The following is an 18,278-nucleotide window of genomic DNA, read 5'->3' as shown; positions in this document are numbered from 1 at the left end:
CAGCATCACCTTGTACCGCTGCCCACCGAGAGGTGTTGCCATGTCTCCGCGGGATTCCGGGGCACCGCCGCCCGAGCGGTCCCCGCAGGACCACCACCCGGAACCGGAAGTACTCAGCGGGTCGAGCTGGAACTCCGGCGCGACCGTGCCGCCCCGGCGGCCGCTGTTCGTACGGCGTCCAGCGCTGCGCTGGGCGTTCCCGGCCGCCGTGCTGGTAGTGGCGCTGACCATCGGTGGCGTCAGCCGGTTCCTGACCGCCGCCGACGCCTCTCCGGCCCTGCCTCCGCGCACCGCGGCCCAGCTCCTGGTGGATCTGCAGACGGCGGTCCCGCACCCGCTGTCCGGCACGGTCGTCCAGAAGTCCGACCTCGGTCTGCCGAACTTCTCCGGCTCCGGCTCGCAGGGCAGCTCGGACTTCACGTCGATGCTGACCGGCACCCACACGCTGCGCGTCTGGTACGGCGGGGAGGACAAGCAGCGGGTCGCGCTGGTCGGCTCGCTCGGTGAGTCCGACGTCGTCCGCAACGGCAACGACGTGTGGACCTGGTCGAGCCAGAAGAACGAGGCGACGCACACCCGGCTCACCGACGAGGACCTGAAGAAGGTCCAGCCGTCGGGTACCCCGCTGCCGAGCACCCCGCAGGAGGCGGCCGACCAGGCGCTGGCCGCGATCTCGCCGACCACCGAGGTCACCACCGACGGCACCGCGAAGGTCGCGGGCCGGGCCGCGTACGAACTCGTGCTGAAGCCCAAGGACCGCGCCAGCCGCGTCGGCCAGGTACGCCTGGCGATCGACGCCGACAAGAAGATGCCGCTGCGGGTCCAGCTCTACGCGCGGGACGCGTCGAAGCCGGCGTTCGAGGTCGGCTTCACCCAGGTCTCGTTCTCGGCGCCCGACCCGGCGCAGTTCACGTTCACACCGCCGCCCGGTGCGACCGTCAACGAGCAACCGGTGGCCGCGGCCGAGCACCCCGCGATCAAGGACCGGCTGACGGTCGTGGGCTCCGGCTGGACGCGGGTCGGCATCCTGAGCGGGCTGGGCTCCTCCGGATCGGGCGACGACCGGGCGAAGTCGATGCTCGATCTGCTGCCGAAGGTGAGCGGCTCCTGGGGCAGCGGCCGTCTGCTGGAATCCGACCTGCTCTGCGCCGTGCTGACCGACGACGGCCGGCTGGTGTTCGGCGCCGTCGACCCCGAGCGCCTCTACGAGGCGGCGAAGCGGTGATCGCGTCCGCGGTCGAGCGTCCGCACAAGCGTTTCACCGACGCCGCGGACGCTCACGCGGTCACCACCACGGGTCTGACGAAGCAATTCCGTGGTGGGCAGGTGGCGGTCGACCACATCGACCTCGCCGTGCCCACCGGCGCGGTCTACGGCTTCCTCGGGCCGAACGGCTCGGGCAAGACGACGACGATCCGGATGCTGCTCGGCCTCACCCGGCCCACCGCGGGCACCCACCGGCTGCTGAACGGTCGGATGCCCGAGGACGCCGCCACGCTCCTGCCGCGGGTGGGGGCGCTGGTCGAGGGGCCGGCCTTCCACCCGCACCTGTCCGGGCTCGACAACCTCCGCCGCCTGGACGCGGTCGACCGCACGGCCGACCCGACGACCGCGCGCGCCCGGATCGGGGCCGCGCTGGACCGGGTCGGGCTCACCCCGGCCGGGCGGAAGAAGTACCGGGCCTACTCGCTGGGCATGCGTCAGCGGCTCGGGCTCGCGGCCGCCTTGCTGCGTCCACGCGACCTGTTCGTGCTCGACGAGCCGACGAACGGACTGGATCCCCAGGGCACCCGCGAGGTCCGGACGTTGATCGCGGAACTCTCCGCGGCCGGCACCACCGTGATGCTCTCCACCCACCTGCTGGCCGAAGTCGAGCAGGTCTGCACGCACGTCGGGGTCATGAACTCCGGGCGGCTGGTCGCCCAGGCGCCGCTGGCCGAGTTGCGCGCGGGTACCGCCACCCGGGTCGAGGTCGAGACCGACCGCCCGGTGGACGCCATCGCGACGATGCAGCGGCTCGAACTGCCCGACATCGTGGTGCAGGGGCACCGGGTCGGCGCGGCGCTCGGTGAGCTGCCGTCCGACCGGGTGGTCGCCGCCCTGGTGTATGACGGTGTTCCGGTCCAGGGCTTCCGCGTGGTGGTTCCGGACCTCGAATCGGTGTTCGTCGGGCTCACCGGGGAGGGCTTCGATGTCAGCGGCTAAGCAGTACGCGTTGGTGCCCGGAGCGTTCGTGCCGGTACCGACGCTGCGTCCGCGCACCGCGGCCGCCGACGTTCCGGCACTCACCACCGGGTTCCCGACGGGGCGATTGTTCCGGTCGGAGCTGCGGCTGATGTTCGGGCGGCGCCGCAACCTGGCCGCCCTGGCCATGCTCGCGGCCGTGCCGGTCGTCATCGCGGTGGCGGTCCGGTGGTCGGGCCCCCGCACCGGCGGGGAAGGGCCGGCGTTCCTCTCGCTGGTGAACGGCAACGGGCTGTTCGTGGCGCTGACCGCGCTGACCGTCGCGCTGCCGCTGTTCCTGCCGCTGGCGGTCTCCTCGACCGCGGCAGACGCGATCGCCGGTGAGGCCTCGCTCGGCACGCTGCGGTACCTGCTGACCGTGCCGGTGAGCCGCACCCGCCTGCTGCTGACGAAGTTCGCCGCGGTCGTCACGTACACGTTCGTCGCGATCCTGGTGATCGCGGCGGCCGGCGCCGGGATCGGGCTGCTGCTCTTCGGCGCCGGGCCGGCCGCGTTGCTCTCCGGCGCCCAGGTCGGGCTGGGCGAGGCCATGCTCCGGCTCGGGATGGTCTGCGTCTACTTGACGTTGTGCCTGGTCGCGCTGGCGGCGGTCGGCCTGTTCGTCTCGACGCTCACCGAGCAGCCGATCGGGGCGACGATCGCCGTGGTGGCCACCGCGATCACGTCGCAGATCCTCGGCGCGGTGCCGCAGCTCGAGGTGATCCACCCGATCCTGCTGACGAACTACTGGACGGCCTTCGGTGAGCTGCTGCGCGACCCGATCTCCTACGGCGCGCTGGCCCCGGGGCTGATCAGCGCACTGGCCTGGACAGCGGTGTTCGCCTCGGCGGCCTGGGCGCGGTTCGGCTCGAAGGACGTCGCCTAGTCTTTCGCGGTGGCGGTTTCGTGGCGGTCGGCGGCGCAGGACGCGTTGTACGGGTCGGCCGGGTTCTACGTCGTGAACCGACCGGCGGCCCATTTCCGCACGTCGGTGCACGCGGCGGCGGACCTGTTCGCGGACGCGATCGGGGAGCTGCTCGCGCGGGTCGACCACGCGCTGGAGCGGCCGGATCCGCTCGACCTGGTGGACGTCGGGGCCGGCGGTGGAGAGTTGCTCTCCGCGCTCTCGGTGCCCTCGGGGATGGCGCGGCGGCTGCGGCTGACCGCGGTGGAGCGCGGACCGCGCCCGCCGGGCGTCGGATACCGGTGGGGCCCGGAGATTCCCCCGGTGACCGGGCTGCTCGTGGCGAACGAGTGGCTCGACAACGTGCCGGTGGACGTGGCGTGCCGGGACGAGTCCGGGGCCGACCGGCTGGTGCTGGTGTCGCCGTCGGGCGACGAATCGCTCGGGGACGTCGTCTCGGGGGACGACGCGGCCTGGCTCGCCCGGTGGTGGCCGCTGCGGTCACCCGGAGACCGGGCCGAGATCGGGTCGGCGCGCGACGCCGCCTGGGCCGCGGCTGCGGGGCGGGTACGGCGCGGGCTGGCCGTCGCCGTCGACTACGGGCACGTGGCCGGTGCGCGGCCGGCCGGCGGGACGCTCACCGGGTACCGCGACGGGCGGCAGGTGCCGCCGGTGCCCGACGGGAGCTGCGACCTCACCGCGCACGTGGCGATGGATTCGCTCGCACCCGGTGCGGTGCTGCGGCGCCAGCGTGACGTGCTGCGCGCGCTCGGCGTCTCCGGTGGGTTGCCGCCACGCGAGCTGGCGAGCGCCGACCCGGCGCGGTACCTGCGTGCGCTCGGCTCGGCGTCCCGGGCCGCCGAGCTGCTGGCGCCCGACGGCCTGGGATCGTTCTACTGGCTGCTAGGGGAGCACGGCCTGGGCCGCGATCTGGATCTCGGCCTCGGCGTCCCAGAAGCGGCGAACCTCGCTGACCGAGAGGGCCGGCATGAGCCCGCCTAGGCGGGCGCGCCAGACGTGCCCGATCGGACGCGAGCTGGCCTTGTAGTCGTCGATCGAGGTGACCTGGACGGTGATGCTGACCAGGTGCTCGGCCGAACCCCCGGCGGCGGCGAGCGCGGAGAGCAGGTTCTGGACCGCGCGGTCGAACTGGCTGACCAGCCCGCCGTCGACGATCCGGCCGTCGAGGTCGACGCCGCACTGCGCGGCCAGGAAGACGAGTTGGCCGGTCGCGATCGTCGCGTGCGAGTAGCCGCGCGGCGCGGGCAGGTCGAACGGGTTGATGCGGCGGATGGCCTCGGGTTCACCGGTCGGGGTCCGGCTCACGGCGGGAGCGCTGCGCGCCGAACGGGCGCGCTCCGGCACCGACACGATCCGACCCGACGTGCGCTGGGCGGCGTCGGGGCGCATCGGCTCCCCGACGACCGCCCGACCGGCCACCGGCACCGACGCGCGAGCCGCCGTCCGGGCGCGCTCACCGGTGTCGCTGACCCCACGCGGGCGATCCGTGATCTCGCCGCTGCGACGCAGGTGGTCACCCGTGTCGGCCGAGCCGCGCGGCCGGTCGGTGATCTCGCCGCTGCGACGCATGCGGTCCCCGGTGTCGGCGACGCCGCGGGGGCGGTCGGGCGCGTCGATGCTCCGGCGCGGGCGCTCGCCCGGGTCGGGGGCGCTCCGCGGCCGGTCGGTGATCTCGCCGCTGCGACGCAGGGAGTCGTCGGCACCGCGGGGGCGGTCGGGGCGGCGGGGCAGGACCCGGCCGTCGTACTCGTCGTCGGCGGGCTCGGGGCGGCGCTGCTGCGGCACACGCCGGGGCCGCTCGAGCTCGTCGGAGTGGCTCCGGCGTCCTTCTCGGGCCGCGCCCCGCGACGGGTCCTCGCGCCGCGCCACCGCCCGGCCCGGCGTGATCTCGTCGGGATCACCGAACGACGCCCGCCGCTCGCGCCGGGAAGGCCGCTCACCGCCGAGCGGATCCGGCGATTCCAACGCCCCGAGCGGATCGGTCAGCGGGTCCGGACGCCGCCGAGGCTCGCTCACCGACGGCGGGCTGTCCCACGATTCCCGCCGCGAACGACGCCGAGAAGTTTCGGGATGATCCGCAGCCTCGCGCGCTCGGTGCCGGCCGTTCGCACCCACATCGTCGGTCACTCCGAAGCTCACGCCCAACCGTCCCAGCGATTCTCGAGACTCGTTCCCTGACCCGTCTGCGCGCCCCTCGGGCCACCTCGGCGTGGCCACGCTCCGTCCGGTGCGGACATCTTCTGCTCCGAAGCAGCACCGGGGCAAACCGAGTTGGCAGACACCCTACGATGTGCGCGCGCTCGTTCGTGGCGGAACCGGACGATGCGCAGCCATCGCCTGACTACACACCGGACACACCGGTCACACCGTGACCTGCAGAGCGTCCAGTCCGCGGATGACGAACCCGCCTTTCCAGCGGGGCTCCTCGGCCAGTGACAGCCCCGGCACACGGCGCAACATCGTCTCGAACGACGTGCCGAGCTCCAGCCGGGCCAGCGGCGCACCCAGGCAGTAGTGAATGCCGGCGCTGAACGAGATGTGCGGGTTCGGGGTCCGCCCGAGATCGAGCCGGGAAGCGTCGGGGAACACCGCCGAATCCCGGTTGGCCGACCCGAACAGCAGCGCCACCTCGTCGCCGCGCGGGATCCGGACCCCGTGCACCTCGATGTCCTCGAGCACCCAGCGCTCGAACAGCTGAAGCGGCGTGTCCCACCGCATCAGCTCCTCGATCGCGCTGCCCACCCCCACCTCGCCGTCACGCAGCCGGGCCAGCTCGGACGGGTTGCGGAACAGCGCCCACCACCCGTTGCCGGTGACGTTCACCGTCGCCTCGTGCCCGGCGTTGAGCAGCAGGACGCACGTTCCGACCAGCTCGGGGTCGGTCAGCTGGTCACCGGCGTCCACCACGGTCGCCAGCGCGCTGATCAGGTCGTCGCCGGGGTTCTGGCGACGCTCGGCGGCCAGCGCGACCAGGTAGTCGGTGAACTCGATGCTCGCACGCACCGCCTTGTCCTGCGCTTGCGCCGAAGGACGCAGCTCGTACATGCCGCAGATGTCCGCCGACCAGGGCCGCAGGAGATGCCGGTCGGCCTCGGGGATCCCGAGCATCTCGGCGATCACCGCCACCGGCAGCGGCTCGGCGACCGTCTGGATCAGGTCGACCGGTGACCCGTCCGAGCCCGCGTCGAGCAGCTGGGACACCAGCCCTTCGGTGTACGAACGCACCCACGGGGCGAGCCGCTCCACGGTTCGCGGCGTGAACGCCTTCGAGACCAGCCGCCGCAGCCGGGTGTGGTCCGGCGGCTCCCGGTCGAGCATCCCGTTGTTGTTCAGCGTCCAGAACGGCTCGAGGTGGTCGGCCGGTGGCTCGTGGCCCATCTCCTCGTGCGTGGCTACGTGGAGGTAGGACCGGCCGAGGCGGCGATCGCGCAGCAGCGCGTCGACATCGGCGTGGCGGGAGATCACCCACTGCCCGGTGCGTTCGAACCGCCAGACCGGCGCGTTCTCACGCAGATCGGCGAACACGTCGTAGGGCCAAGCGACGAACTCCGGCGACCACGGGTCGAACGCGGGAGCAGAAGCCAGGGAACCGGTCATCCGCCCACGCTAACCCGCGTTCTGGAACGATGAACGAGTGGAGCTCACCGTAGGCGTCGGTAGTGGCGCGGATCAACTGGCGACCGCCGACATGGTGCTCAACATCGGTCCCCAGCACCCCTCCACGCACGGTGTCCTGCGGCTGCGCCTGGTGGTCGACGGCGAGCGCGTGATCTCGGCCGAACCGATCATCGGCTACATGCACCGCGGGGCCGAGAAGCTGTTCGAGGTCCGCGACTACCGGCAGATCCTGATGCTGGCCAACCGGCACGACTGGCTGTCGGCCTTCTCGAACGAACTCGGGGTGGCGCTGGCCGTCGAACGGATGATGGGCATCGAGGTACCGGAGCGGGCCACCTGGCTGCGGACGCTGCTCGCCGAGCTCAACCGCGTGCTCAACCACCTGATGTTCCTCGGCTCGTACCCGCTGGAGATCGGCGCGATCACGCCGATGTTCTACGCGTTCCGGGAGCGCGAGACGCTGCAGGCGGTGATGGAGGAGGCCTCCGGCGGCCGGATGCACTACATGTTCAACCGGGTCGGCGGCGTCAAGGAGGAGGTCCCGGCCGGCTGGACCACCCGGGCCCGCCAGGCCGTGGCGGACGTCCGTCGCCGCATGGTCGACATCGAGAAGATCATCCGGACGAACGACATCTTCCTCGCGCGCACGGTGGGCATCGGTGTCCTGGAGCCCGACGTGGCCGCCGCGTACGGGGCGAGTGGGCCGGTCGCCCGTGCGTCCGGGCTCGACTTCGACCTGCGTCGCGACGAGCCGTACTTGGCCTACGACGAGCTCGCCGACGTGCTCGAGGTCGTCACCCGCACCGCCGGGGACTGCCACGCGCGCTTCGAGATCCTGCTGGACCAGGTGTACGTGTCGCTGAACCTGGCCGACGCCTGCCTCGACCGGTTGAGCACGGTCGGCGGCCCGGTCAACGTCCGGCTGCCGAAGGTCGTACGGGCGCCCGAGGGGCACACCTACGCGTGGACCGAGAACCCGCTCGGCATCAACGGCTACTACCTGGTCTCGCGCGGCGAGAAGACGCCGTGGCGGCTGAAGCTGCGCACCGCGTCCTACGCGAACGTCCAGGCGCTGGCGACGCTGCTGCCGGGCACGCTGCTGCCCGACCTGGTGGCGATCCTCGGATCGATGTTCTTCGTCGTCGGCGACGTCGACAAGTGAGCTACCAGCTCTTGTAGCGGCCGCTGTCCTCGTCGATCGAAGCGTGCCGGGCGCGACGTTCGGCGGAGTTGTCGTCGGAGCCACCGGACGGAGCCTGCGGAAGGTGCTCGAGGCTCGGCAGTTCGAACTCCGCCGACGGCTCGGCGACCGTGGAGTTGGGCCCCGAGCGGTGCGACGCCGACTGCCACTCGGGCGCGGGCGCGACATCGGGCAGCTCGTCCCAGCGCTGCTGGGCGCCGAAGCCGTTGCCCGAACCGAAGCCCGCCCCGGCGCCGAAGCCGTTGCCCGAACCGAACGCCGGCTCGGAGAGCGCCTGGCCACCGACGCTGTACGGCACGTCGAAGACGTCACCGGTGATGGCGCCCGTGATGACCTGCGGGTCTTCCTGGTTGAAGCGCTGCGACCCGGTGTCCCAGCCGTAGCTCCCGGAATCCCAGCCGTTCGTGTTCTCGCGCCACGACGACCACTCGCTGGCCGAGCTCCGGTCGGGGTCGCGCGAGCTCTCCGACCGCGGGCCGGCGTTACGGGGGTCGGCGCCGCGGGGGTCGGCGTTGCGGGGGGCGGCATTGCGGGGAGCGCCGTTCCGCGGGTCGCCGTTCCGCGAGTCCGCGCTGCGGGGATCCGCGTTGCGCGCGTCGGCGTTCCGGGGCTCGGCGTCCCGCCGCGGGGCCTCGCGCCGGTTCGACTCGTTCCGGTTCGACTCGTTGCGGGCGCCCTCGGACGAGTTGCCCGAACGGTCCCAGAACTCGGCGTAGTCGATCGTGCCGTTCTCGCCGGAGTTGTCCTTCGACCGGTCGTCGGTCGAACGAGATCCGTAGACGCCGGCATCGATGCGCTGCGGGGTGTAAGCCGGCGGAGCGTCGTCGTAATCGATCACCGGGTACCCGGCCGAGTCTTCCTCCGGAGCCCGACGCCGACCGCTGCGCTGCTCCTTCGGCGCGTCGCCGCCGGTGCCCGATCCGTACGTGCTCGCCTGGTACGACTGGTAGCGCCCGGCGCTGTCGTCCGCGTCGGGACGGCGCCGCCCGTACTCGGTACCGCCGTACTCGTTGCCGCCCGCGCGGCGCCCCGACGCGGCCGGCTCGGGCTCGGCGGGACGGCGGGGCCAGTTGCCGGGGTTGTCACCGGTGTCGGACGAACCGGCCGGGCGGGCGCTGCCGTACGTACCCGCCCCGTAGCGAATCGGTTCCTGCCGCTGGCCGGCGCCGGTCTCGTCGCTGCCGAACCAGTCGTAGCCCGGCTCGGCGTCCGGAATCTCCCCGCCGGCGGCGATCGCCCGCATCGGACGGTCGCCGCGGCCACGGGAATCGACCGGGTAGTCGTCCTCACCGGCCGGTAAGGCCCCGGTTAAGCGATTGAGCCGCGTGGACTCCGCGCGGAGCACGCCCTCGCGCCGGGTTGCCTCCAGCTCGCGGTGGACCCGCTCGAGCTCGCGGTGGACCGAGACCTCGACGCCTCGGCGCAGCGAGTCGATGTCGTTGCGCAGCTGGGTGACCTCGGTGCGCAGCTGCTCTTCGACGTCGTCCTTGACCATCGCGGCGTCGTCGCGGAGCACGACGCTCAGACCGATGATGACGACGGAGAACACCGCGAGCACCGCGGCCGCACGCAGCGGGCCGACGCCGCTGCCGAGAACGAGGAGCAATGCCGCGAGCGGAGCGATGGCCACGCCGACCCAGAACAGCTTGCCGACGTGTCGGCGGAATCCCGGGGTGGAGGGTGCGCTTTCGCTCTCCCCACGCTCCGGGGGCGGTAGATGAGGCGGCGGCATGTGATCGAGGTTAGCGAGTCGCTCGCCCGGCGTCCGAGTTCTGGGTGATTCGGACGGCCGCTGTGGGGCCGTTTCGTCCTTCTTGTCGGATGCGTTCGCGTCCACACCAGACGGTTCGCCCGACTTTGCCTCGTCGGTCGACGAGGGAGCACCGTCCGTAACCGGTCTGACCGGCTCCGAAGACCGTGCACTCTGCGGATTCACAACGCCACGGTAACCCGCCCAACCCACTACAGTGGGCCGTCAACGACCGTAAACCTCACTATGCGTGATTAATAATTTCCCCTTTGCGGTTAACTTCCGGGTAATTCAGCCGGACATCCGAAGGTCGCCGACGGATTTAGTGACCGTCGCCACGCTGGGCTCACGGGTCGAGCGTCACGACCCGATCGGCGGACAGCGCGGCGAATTCCGCGTCCGTGGTCGTGATCAGAACCGCGTGGTCGGATCCGGCCTGCGGTCGCAGCATCCCGGCCAGCGCCGCCGCCTCAGCGGCCTCCAGCCCGGCGGTCGGGTCGTCCAGGACGAGCAACTCGGGGCCGACGAGCAGCGCCCGCGCCAGCACGACCCGGATGTGCAGCGACGTGGGCACGGCCGCCAGCTCCGCGTCGAGGTACTCCCCCGCTCCGAGCCGGGTCAGCGCGTCGCGGGCGAGTTGGCGCAGTTCCTCGCCGCGCGGTCGGAGCTGGGCCCCGCCGAGCAACGCGACGCCCACACCACCGTGCCGCCCGGCGGGAACCGCGGCGACCGGCGGCACCCCGGCCGCGCCGACGAGCACGTTCTCCAGCACGGTCAGCCCGCCGTAGAGGCCGACGCCCTGCAGCGTCCGGGCCAGGCCGCCGAGCGTCGTCAGGCGGTGCGGACGCGGGCGCAGCGCCGAGCCCCGCCAGGTGATCTCGCCGGCCTCCGGCCGGACGAAGCCGCAGACGGTGTCGAAGAGCGTGGAGCCCGCTCCCCCCACCACCGCGACGACCTGTCCGGGCTCGACGCTCAGCGACACGTCGTCGAGCGCGCCCGCTCGACCGGCCCGCGTCCGGACGCCGGATAACTGAAGTACTAGGGAAGATGACGTCACAGGCATCCGGTCCCCCTCGGAGGCGACGAACCGTCAGCTGCCGAGTATGTGGTAACCGTCACATCACTTGCAAGACATGGTCCAGTCACCAGTCGGGGTCAAACCGGACGCCGCCCCAGACGCTCCATCACCCGGGTCACGACCAGCCCGAGAATGATCGCGGCGCCCGAGATCACGGCGCCGAGCCACTTGTCGGCCCCGACCAGATCGAGGTGCAGGCGCACCAGCCCGAGCAGCGTCGCGGCCAGCACGACGCCGAAGATCCCGCCGCGGCGGCCGTGCGCGCTGACCCCGCCGAGAAGCGCGACGCTGAAGCCCACCATCGCGAGCTCGGCCATGCCGGTGTAACCACCGGCGCTGGTGCCCCGGTTCGCCGCGTCGAGCAGGCCGGCGGCCGCGGCCAGCGCACCCGACCCGGCGAGCGCACCGGCAGCCGCGATCGACGCCACGAACCCGGCCCGCTTCGCCGGGTCGCCGGTCGGACGGGAGCGGCCGACGAACCGCCGGAACGCGGGCTGCGCGAGCAGCAGGCCACCCAGCACCGAGATCACGGCGGCGCCGATCAGCCACCACTCCGCCGACACGTGGACGTTCGGCGTCTCGCCGCCGACCGGGCGGGCGGCGTAACCGACGAGCGCCGGAACGACCCCGGAGAGCACGCCGGCCACCCCGAGGCTCGCCGCCCAGCTCGGGACGCCGAACGTGGTGCTGATCAGCGCGATGACCAGGCCGGCGAGCGCACCACCGGCCAGCGCCATCGCCAGCGCCTCACCGAACGGGTGCCCCTCGGCACCGACCAGCCAGGCGTAGTCGGCGCCGGCCGCGATCGCGATCGCCCCGATCGCGACGTTCGGCATGCCGCCGCGCAGCGAGAGCGCCGCCGCGCTGCCGAGCAGGATCGCGGTGGCGACCCAGAGCATCAGGGCGGGGCCGGCGTCACCGCGGAAGACCTGGTCGTCCTGGGCGAGGACGAGCAACACCTCGGTGACGACCGCGGCCGCCAGCACGATCTCCCAGATCAGGTGCGGCCAGAGCCGGTCACGGACGGGCGGCTCCGGCACGGCCGCCGGCGCGGTGAACGTCGGCGGCTCGTAGGGCGGCGGCGGCGCGGGCGGCTCCGGGACGTCCGCGACGACCGGAACCCCGTACGGCGGCGTGTTGCCACCCAGCATCTCGGTCGGGGTGTCCTGGTTGGCCACGCGGAAGTCGTAGTCCGGCGCGTCCTCGTACTGGCCGGGCAGCGTCAGCGTTCCGCCGTCGCGGTCGTCGACACCCGGATCGTCCTCGTGCTGCTTTCGCACCGTCTACCTCCTCGGTCGCAGTACTGCGCCCCGACCCCCGTCGTCCCCGAGGGTAGACGGAGTCTCCTATTCCGGGTGTTCCAGCAGATAGTCGATGAACGCGGCGCGGATCAGCGGCTCGGAGTCGCCGTACTCGTGACCGGTCAGCTCGCGCCAGAGACCGACGGCCTCTTCGATCGTGCTGCCGATCGTCCCGAGGCTCTCGTCGTTCGACTCGGTCTCCCGCGCGCTGGGCAGGCGCTGGATCAAGTCCCAGAAGAAGCCGACGTCCCCGCGCCTGCGCGCCCGGGAGAACGCGCGCTCGCGCAACTCCTCGGTCGACAGCGCGTCCAGGGTGGCCAGATCGCTCATCGATACATCCTTCGATCAGGACTCTTCGTCGTCGGGTGGATCCGGGATGCGGCAGGACCGCTCGAGCCAGAGAGCGGCGCCGACCAACAGCACGGCGGCGATCAGCCCACCGGTGCACTCCGGTACGTCGTCAGCGGCGGCGGCGAGGCGCTCCCGCTCGCTGAGCAGGAACAGCAGCAGCCCGGCGTAGAGGCCCACGAACAGCGCACCGCCGAGCGAGGACGCCTTGGCCAGCGCGGCGAACCGCGCGACGGCCAGCGGCTCGACCGGGCCCGCGCCTTCCTGCCGGTCGATCCGGGCCCGGGTGGCCCGCGCCGCGATCAGTTCGAAGATCGCCAGCAGGGCCAGCGTCAGCGCCGGGAACCAGGTGAACATCGGCAGGTCGCCGTAGAACCGATTGGCCAGCGCCCACGCCGCCACGCACGCGACCAGCACGACCAGCGCCAGGCTGCCGGGTCGGGTCGGGGTCAACCGCGGGGTCGGCGTCGGCGGGCTGGGGGGCGGAGTCACTCCTGGTCACCTCTCCAGGCTCAGGTCATCGCGGCGGCGGACGGTACCCCGGTCATCATCCGGCAGTGCGTCGACGAGCTCACGCACCGCTCCGTGCCCGGCGAGCACCGCGTCGGGTTCGACCGCGAGCCAGGGCACCAGGACGAAGGCCCGCTGCGACGCCAGCGGATGCGGCAACGTCAACGACGGGTCCTCGGAGAGCACGGCTTCGCCGCGGACGTCGTGCACCTGCACGACGTCCACATCGAGCGTTCGAGGGCCCCATCGCACGTCACGCACCCGACCGGCGGCCCGCTCGGCCTCCCGGACGAAGGACAGCCAGCCGGCCGCGTCGCGGCCGGCGTCTTCGGCCACCACGATGGCGTTCAAGTAATCATCCTGGGGCACCGGTCCCCACGGATCGGTTTCGTAAACCGGTGACACGCGGGCGCCGGGCAACGCGGTGATCACACCGGCCAGGTTCGCCAGCCGATCGCCCAGGTTGGACCCGATCGAAAGCACCGCGCGGGTCATCGGGACCGCCGGATCGTCACGGCCACGTCGCCGAACTCCAGCGGGATCGGTGCCTTCGGCTTGTGCACGGTGACCTCGGCGGCGCTCACCCGGGAATCGTCCAGGCAGACGTCGGCGAGCCGGGCCACCAGTTTCTCCAGCAGGTTCACCGGCTCGCCCTGCACCACCGCGGCCAGCTTCTGAGCCAGTTCGCCGTAGTGCACGGTGTCGGTGACCTCGTCGGTCTCGGCGGCCTTCCGCGTGTCGAGCTCGAGCGCGACGTCGACGACGAACGGCTGTCCTTCGCGGCGCTCGAAGTCGAAGACGCCGTGGTAGCCGGTCACCGTGAGCCCGGTCAGCACGATCCGGTCGTTGGTCACCCGCGAGCCCTCCGGTACGCCTCCAGCACCGCGATCGCGTCGACGCTCGCCCGGACTTCGTGCACGCGCACACCCCAGGCACCGGCCTGCGCGGAGAGCACGGTGATCGCCAGCGTGGCGTCCTCCCGCTCGTCCACCGGCCGGGGCTTGTCCTCGTCGTCGGCGAGCAGGCGGCCCAGGAACGATTTGCGGCTCGCCCCGATCAGCACCGGGAACCCGAGCGCCTGCAGCACGTCCAGGCGGGCCAGCAGCTCCCAGTTGTGGACGCCGGTCTTCGCGAACCCGAGCCCCGGATCGAGGATCAGGGCGTCGGACGAGACTCCGGCCGCCAGCGCCGCGTCGACGCGTGCCGACAGCTCGTCCCTGACCTCGGTGACCACGTCGCCGTACCGGGCCAGCGACTGCATCCGCCGACTGTGCCCGCGCCAGTGCATCAGGATCCACGGGCAGCCGGCGTCGGCGACCACGGCGCCCATCCGGGCGTCGGCCAGACCGCCGGAGACGTCGTTGACGATGCTCGCGCCGGCCCTCAGCGAGGCTTCCGCGACCGCGGCGCGGGTCGTGTCGATGCTGACCGCGACGCCCGCCGAAGCGAGCTCGCGGATTACCGGCACGACCCGTTCGATCTCGACGTCAGCGTCGACCCGCTCGGCACCCGGCCGGGTGGACTCACCGCCGACGTCGATGTACTCGGCACCCTGCCCGGCGAGTTCCATCGCGTGCGAGACGGCGGCGTCGAGGTTCTCGTAGCGCCCGCCGTCGGAGAACGAGTCGGGCGTCACGTTGAGGACGCCCATCACCCGGCATCGACCCGGCCCCGTCACTGACTTGGACCCGGTCACCGACCTGATCCGAGGATCAGGCTCATCGCCTCCGCCCGGGCGGCCTGGGACCGCTGGAACCAACCGCGGACCGCGGAGGTGACCGTGCGGGCGCCGGGCTTGCGGACGCCACGCATCGACATGCACAGATGCTCGCACTCGACCACGACGATGACCCCGCGCGGCTCGAGCTTGGCCATCAGCGTGTCGGCGATCTGCGACGTCAGCCGCTCCTGCACCTGCGGCCGCCGGGCGTACGCCTCGACCAACCGCGCGAGCTTCGACAGCCCGGTGATGCGGCCGTCCTCACCCGGGATGTACCCCACGTGCGCGACCCCGTGGAAGGGCACCAGGTGGTGTTCGCAGGTCGAGTAGAGCTCGATGTCCTTGACCAGGACGAGCTCCTCGTGGTCTTCCTCGAAGACGGTCGTGAGCACCGTCGACGGGTCGACGTGCAGACCGGAGAAGATCTCCGCGTAGGCACGTGCGACGCGGGCCGGCGTCTCCCGGAGCCCCTCGCGGTCGGGGTCTTCCCCGACCGCGGTGAGGATCTCCCGGACGGCCCGCTGGATCCGCGGCAGGTCGACGGCCTCCGCCGCCGACGTGCCACCTTCACCAGCGGGCGTCAACGCGTCGGACGCGACCGCTTCCGTGCTCAGCGCAGGTCTCCCGGCCCCGACGAGCCCGAGTGGCCCGTGCCCGGCCAGCCCGGCTGACCCGGGTGCTGCGGACCGCCGAGCGTGTCGCTCTGCGGCGGCAGCGGGTCGTTGAGCGGGTCTCCCGGTGCCGGCACCGACGCGTCGCTACCCGGGTTGATCGACACCCCGGGCTCGTCGTCCGGCGCGGCGTGCGCGCCACCGCCGTTGGCCCGGAGACCGTTCGAGCCGTTGGCCAGCCGCGCGGTCGCCTCGTCGGCGGCCTTCTTCTGCAGCTCGGCCACCTCGGCGGCCGTCATGACCGGCGGCTTGTCGCTCGGCGCCCGCTTGCCGAACCCATTGAAGGGCGACATCGGCGGCCGCTTCTGCACCCGCGCGCAGATCCGGGCCATGTCGTCCTTGCTCAGCGTCTCCTTCTCCAGGAGCTCGAGCACCATCGTGTCGAGCACGTCGCGGTACTCCGAGAGGATCTCGTAGGCCTCGTCGTGCGCGAGCTCGATCAGAGCCCGCACCTCGGCGTCGATCTCCGCCGCGATGGAGTCGGAGTAGTCGCGCTGGTGGCCCATGTCGCGACCGAGGAACGGCTCCGAGTCGCTGGTGCCGTACTTGATCGCCCCGAGTTTGGCGCTCATGCCGTACTCGGTGACCATCGCCCTGGCCATGCCGGTGGCCTTCTCGATGTCGTTTCCGGCGCCGGTGGTGGGCTCGTGGTAGACGAGTTCCTCCGCGGCCCGGCCACCGAGCGCGTACGCCAGCGTGTCGATCATTTCCGATCGCGTCTGGGTGTACTTGTCCTCGGTCGGCAGGATCAGCGTGTGGCCCAGCGAGCGGCCACGCGGCACGATCGTCAGCTTGTGCACCGGCGCGGAGTGCGGCAGTGCCCAGGCCACGAGCGCGTGCCCACCCTCGTGGTACGCGGTGACCTTCAGTTCCTTCGGGCTCATCGCCCGGGTCTTGCGCTCCGGACCGGCGATGACCCGGTCGATCGCCTCTTCGAGCGATTCGTTGGTGATCGCCTTGCGGTCCAGCCGGGCGGTGAGCAGGGCCGCCTCGTTGATGACGTTCGCCAGGTCGGCACCGGTGAAGCCGGGCGTGCGCCGAGCGGTCGTGTCGAGGTCGACGTCGGGTGAGAACGGCTTGCCCTTGGCGTGCACCCGCAGGACGGCCTTGCGGCCCTCCAGGTCGGGGCGGTCGACCGCGATCTGCCGGTCGAACCGGCCGGGACGCAGCAGCGCCGGGTCGAGGATGTCGGGCCGGTTCGTCGCGGCGATCATGATGATGCCGCCCTTGACGTCGAAGCCGTCCATCTCGACGAGCATCTGGTTCAGCGTCTGCTCGCGCTCGTCGTGCCCACCGCCGAGGCCGGCGCCGCGGTGGCGGCCGACCGCGTCGATCTCGTCGACGAAGATGATCGCCGGAGCGTTCTGCTTGGCCTGCTCGAACAGGTCGCGGACGCGGCTGGCACCGACACCGACGAACATCTCGACGAAGTCGGAACCGGAGATCGAGTAGAACGGCACCCCGGCCTCGCCGGCGACCGCACGGGCCAGCAGCGTCTTACCGGTACCGGGCGGGCCGTAGAGCAGGACGCCCTTCGGGATCTTCGCGCCGATCGCCTGGAACTTGGCCGGGTTCTGCAGGAACTCCTTGATCTCGTGGAGTTCCTCGATCGCCTCGTCCGCCCCGGCGACGTCGGCGAACGTCGTTTTCGGGGTGTCCTTGCTGACCAGCTTCGCCTTCGACTTGCCGAAGTTCATGACGCGGCTGCCGCCACCCTGCATCTGGCTCATGAAGAGGAAGAGCAGGACGACGACCACCAGGATCGGAAGCACGGTGATCAGCAGCGTGACGAAGATCGACTCCTGGGTGACCTTCGTGTCGAACGCCGGTCCACCGTTGGCCTCGGACTTCTCCGAGAGAAGCGAGAACACGTCGTCAGCGGACTGCGACGGGAACGACGCTTCGATCTTCTTATCGCCGCGGTAGTCGTTCTTCAGTTCCAGGCGAAGGATCTGTTCCTTGTCCTGGAGCTGGGCTTTGTTGTAGTTGCCCTCTCGCACCTGTGCCAGGGCAACGGAGGTGTCGACCTTCTTGTAGTCGCCGTCGCCGGTGAACAGTGAGCCCAACAGGAGCGCGACCAGGATCATCAGGATGATCCAGACCAGGGGCCTGCGGATGAAGCGGGTACGTTCCATGCTGCGTGCGGGGTGCTCCGAAAAGCAGAGTCCCGGCCCCTCCCGATTCTCAGGCTATTTGGCGCGTGTCGGTGTGCAGTTCAGGTGGTTCGACGGGCGTAATACTTGTTGCTCACCCGGTTGGAGAAGCGTACTCCGCACCCACCGACGGTGCAGGTGGCTGGTAGCCGCCTCCGAGACAACGGGTGAACCCGTGTGACCGTTCCCGTGTCCGGTCAGGCAGCGCCGTAAACCTCGGGCTTCAACACCCCGACAAATGGCAATCCGCGGTACCGCTCGTCGTAGTCGAGGCCATAGCCGACGACGAATTCGTTCGGGATGTCGAATCCGACGTGAGCCACCTCCACCGGGACCTTCACCGCGTCGGGTTTGCGCAGCAGCGCGACCACGCGGACCGAGGCCGGATTGCGGCTGGCCAGGTTGCGCAGCAGCCACGACAGCGTCAGGCCGGAGTCGATGATGTCCTCGACGACCAGGACGTGGCGTCCGGCGATGTCGCGGTCGAGGTCCTTGAGGATGCGCACCACGCCGGAGGACGTGGTCGAGGATCCGTACGAGGAGACCGCCATGAACTCGACCTCGGCCGGGTGCCGTAGCTCGCGGGCGAAGTCGGCCATGAAGACGAACGCACCCTTGAGCACGCCGACCAGCAGCAGCGGGCTGTCGGTGTCGGCCTGGTAGTCGGCCTCGACCTTCCGGGCCAGCTCGGCGATCTTTTCCTGGATGTCGGCGGCCGAGACGACCACCCGCTCGATGTCGGCCGCGTACGGGCCGTCTGACTCTGGGCTCGTCACGTTC

At 71.5% G+C, this 18,278-nt stretch carries 18 protein-coding genes; 5 read left to right on the top strand and 13 right to left on the bottom strand.

Going from position 1 to position 18,278, the window contains the following annotated elements; translation table 11 throughout:
• The first annotated feature begins 40 nt into the window (after positions 1 to 40).
• From CRYAR_RS02020 to CRYAR_RS02005, 4 genes are read left to right on the top strand one after another with little or no spacing between them, the layout of a single operon-like run.
• The gene (locus CRYAR_RS02020; RefSeq protein WP_084699942.1) at positions 41 to 1,225 is read left to right on the top strand and encodes a LolA family protein; all 1,185 of its coding nucleotides are present in this window, start codon (positions 41 to 43) and stop codon (positions 1,223 to 1,225) included.
• Complete coding sequence (locus CRYAR_RS02015) at positions 1,225 to 2,205, top strand: ABC transporter ATP-binding protein (protein WP_051571880.1); 981 nt, start codon at positions 1,225 to 1,227, stop codon at positions 2,203 to 2,205. The genes CRYAR_RS02020 and CRYAR_RS02015 overlap by 1 nt, the downstream gene beginning before the upstream one ends.
• On the top strand, positions 2,192 to 3,109 hold the full coding sequence (locus CRYAR_RS02010) for an ABC transporter permease (RefSeq protein WP_084699940.1): 918 nt from the start codon (positions 2,192 to 2,194) through the stop codon (positions 3,107 to 3,109). The genes CRYAR_RS02015 and CRYAR_RS02010 overlap by 14 nt, the downstream gene beginning before the upstream one ends.
• Positions 3,110 to 3,118: 9 nt before the next feature.
• On the top strand, positions 3,119 to 4,129 hold the full coding sequence (locus tag CRYAR_RS02005; protein ID WP_063725645.1) for an SAM-dependent methyltransferase: 1,011 nt from the start codon (positions 3,119 to 3,121) through the stop codon (positions 4,127 to 4,129).
• Here CRYAR_RS02005 and CRYAR_RS48415 read toward each other — a convergent pair.
• Entirely contained in the window at positions 4,031 to 5,164 is a 1,134-nt protein-coding gene (locus CRYAR_RS48415; RefSeq protein ID WP_211247225.1) for a RidA family protein, read from the bottom strand. The two genes, CRYAR_RS02005 and CRYAR_RS48415, sit on opposite strands and share 99 nt — an antisense overlap.
• Before the next feature lie 345 nt (positions 5,165 to 5,509).
• Positions 5,510 to 6,745: a cytochrome P450 gene (locus tag CRYAR_RS01995; protein WP_035847981.1), complete on the bottom strand. Its 1,236-nt coding sequence runs from the start codon at positions 6,743 to 6,745 to the stop codon at positions 5,510 to 5,512.
• A 91-nt stretch (positions 6,746 to 6,836) separates the two neighbouring features.
• Here CRYAR_RS01995 and CRYAR_RS01990 point away from each other — a divergent pair, with 91 nt between their 5' ends.
• A complete protein-coding gene (locus tag CRYAR_RS01990; protein WP_157018548.1) occupies positions 6,837 to 7,928 on the top strand; it encodes an NADH-quinone oxidoreductase subunit D-related protein in 1,092 nt (363 codons plus the stop codon).
• Between the two features lies 1 nt (position 7,929).
• On the opposite strand, the gene CRYAR_RS01985 is transcribed toward CRYAR_RS01990, so the two are convergent.
• The 11 genes from CRYAR_RS01985 to hpt form a co-directional block, all read right to left on the bottom strand.
• Complete coding sequence (locus tag CRYAR_RS01985; RefSeq protein WP_157017254.1) at positions 7,930 to 9,699, bottom strand: hypothetical protein; 1,770 nt, start codon at positions 9,697 to 9,699, stop codon at positions 7,930 to 7,932.
• A 364-nt stretch (positions 9,700 to 10,063) separates the two neighbouring features.
• Positions 10,064 to 10,699: an ATP-binding cassette domain-containing protein gene (locus CRYAR_RS01980; protein ID WP_051569612.1), complete on the bottom strand. Its 636-nt coding sequence runs from the start codon at positions 10,697 to 10,699 to the stop codon at positions 10,064 to 10,066.
• Between the two features lie 173 nt (positions 10,700 to 10,872).
• Complete coding sequence (locus tag CRYAR_RS01975; RefSeq protein WP_051569611.1) at positions 10,873 to 12,075, bottom strand: hypothetical protein; 1,203 nt, start codon at positions 12,073 to 12,075, stop codon at positions 10,873 to 10,875.
• Positions 12,076 to 12,141: 66 nt separating this feature from the next.
• Complete coding sequence (locus CRYAR_RS01970; RefSeq protein WP_035847974.1) at positions 12,142 to 12,426, bottom strand: hypothetical protein; 285 nt, start codon at positions 12,424 to 12,426, stop codon at positions 12,142 to 12,144.
• A gap of 15 nt (positions 12,427 to 12,441) precedes the next feature.
• On the bottom strand, positions 12,442 to 12,936 hold the full coding sequence (locus tag CRYAR_RS01965) for a DUF3180 domain-containing protein (RefSeq protein WP_035847972.1): 495 nt from the start codon (positions 12,934 to 12,936) through the stop codon (positions 12,442 to 12,444).
• Positions 12,937 to 12,942: 6 nt separating this feature from the next.
• The gene (gene folK / locus CRYAR_RS01960; protein WP_035847969.1) at positions 12,943 to 13,449 is read right to left on the bottom strand and encodes a 2-amino-4-hydroxy-6-hydroxymethyldihydropteridine diphosphokinase; all 507 of its coding nucleotides are present in this window, start codon (positions 13,447 to 13,449) and stop codon (positions 12,943 to 12,945) included.
• The gene (folB, locus tag CRYAR_RS01955) at positions 13,446 to 13,808 is read right to left on the bottom strand and encodes a dihydroneopterin aldolase (protein ID WP_035847966.1); all 363 of its coding nucleotides are present in this window, start codon (positions 13,806 to 13,808) and stop codon (positions 13,446 to 13,448) included. The genes folK and folB overlap by 4 nt, the downstream gene beginning before the upstream one ends.
• On the bottom strand, positions 13,805 to 14,605 hold the full coding sequence (gene folP, locus CRYAR_RS01950) for a dihydropteroate synthase (protein WP_035847964.1): 801 nt from the start codon (positions 14,603 to 14,605) through the stop codon (positions 13,805 to 13,807). Before folP ends, folB begins: the two co-directional genes overlap by 4 nt.
• A gap of 41 nt (positions 14,606 to 14,646) precedes the next feature.
• Positions 14,647 to 15,258 (bottom strand): GTP cyclohydrolase I FolE, encoded by a 612-nt coding sequence (gene folE / locus CRYAR_RS01945; RefSeq protein WP_051569610.1) that lies wholly within the window; start codon positions 15,256 to 15,258, stop codon positions 14,647 to 14,649.
• Between the two features lie 26 nt (positions 15,259 to 15,284).
• Complete coding sequence (gene ftsH / locus CRYAR_RS01940) at positions 15,285 to 17,480, bottom strand: ATP-dependent zinc metalloprotease FtsH (RefSeq protein ID WP_084699934.1); 2,196 nt, start codon at positions 17,478 to 17,480, stop codon at positions 15,285 to 15,287.
• 215 nt (positions 17,481 to 17,695) lie between these two features.
• Positions 17,696 to 18,274, bottom strand: coding sequence for a hypoxanthine phosphoribosyltransferase (gene hpt / locus CRYAR_RS01935; protein WP_051569609.1), 579 nt, complete (start codon positions 18,272 to 18,274; stop codon positions 17,696 to 17,698).
• Between the last annotated feature and the right edge of the window lie 4 nt (positions 18,275 to 18,278).

The sequence above is a fragment of the Cryptosporangium arvum DSM 44712 genome (genome assembly GCF_000585375.1).
In the GTDB taxonomy this organism is placed as follows: Bacteria; Actinomycetota; Actinomycetes; order Mycobacteriales; family Cryptosporangiaceae; genus Cryptosporangium; species Cryptosporangium arvum.
This window is presented reverse-complemented; position numbering and strand designations above follow the sequence as displayed.

What these genes read in the sequence shown, in the direction of transcription:
- CRYAR_RS02020 (WP_084699942.1), top strand. Translation starts at nt 41, where the DNA reads ATGTCTCCGCGGGATTCCGGGGCACCGCCGCCCGAGCGGTCCCCGCAG.
- CRYAR_RS01970 (WP_035847974.1), bottom strand. Translation starts at nt 12,426, where the DNA reads ATGAGCGATCTGGCCACCCTGGACGCGCTGTCGACCGAGGAGTTGCGC.
- ftsH (WP_084699934.1), bottom strand. Translation starts at nt 17,480, where the DNA reads ATGGAACGTACCCGCTTCATCCGCAGGCCCCTGGTCTGGATCATCCTG.
- CRYAR_RS01990 (WP_157018548.1), top strand. Translation starts at nt 6,837, where the DNA reads ATGGTGCTCAACATCGGTCCCCAGCACCCCTCCACGCACGGTGTCCTG.
- CRYAR_RS02010 (WP_084699940.1), top strand. Translation starts at nt 2,192, where the DNA reads ATGTCAGCGGCTAAGCAGTACGCGTTGGTGCCCGGAGCGTTCGTGCCG.
- CRYAR_RS01995 (WP_035847981.1), bottom strand. Translation starts at nt 6,745, where the DNA reads ATGACCGGTTCCCTGGCTTCTGCTCCCGCGTTCGACCCGTGGTCGCCG.
- CRYAR_RS01985 (WP_157017254.1), bottom strand. Translation starts at nt 9,699, where the DNA reads ATGCCGCCGCCTCATCTACCGCCCCCGGAGCGTGGGGAGAGCGAAAGC.
- folP (WP_035847964.1), bottom strand. Translation starts at nt 14,605, where the DNA reads ATGGGCGTCCTCAACGTGACGCCCGACTCGTTCTCCGACGGCGGGCGC.
- folK (WP_035847969.1), bottom strand. Translation starts at nt 13,449, where the DNA reads ATGACCCGCGCGGTGCTTTCGATCGGGTCCAACCTGGGCGATCGGCTG.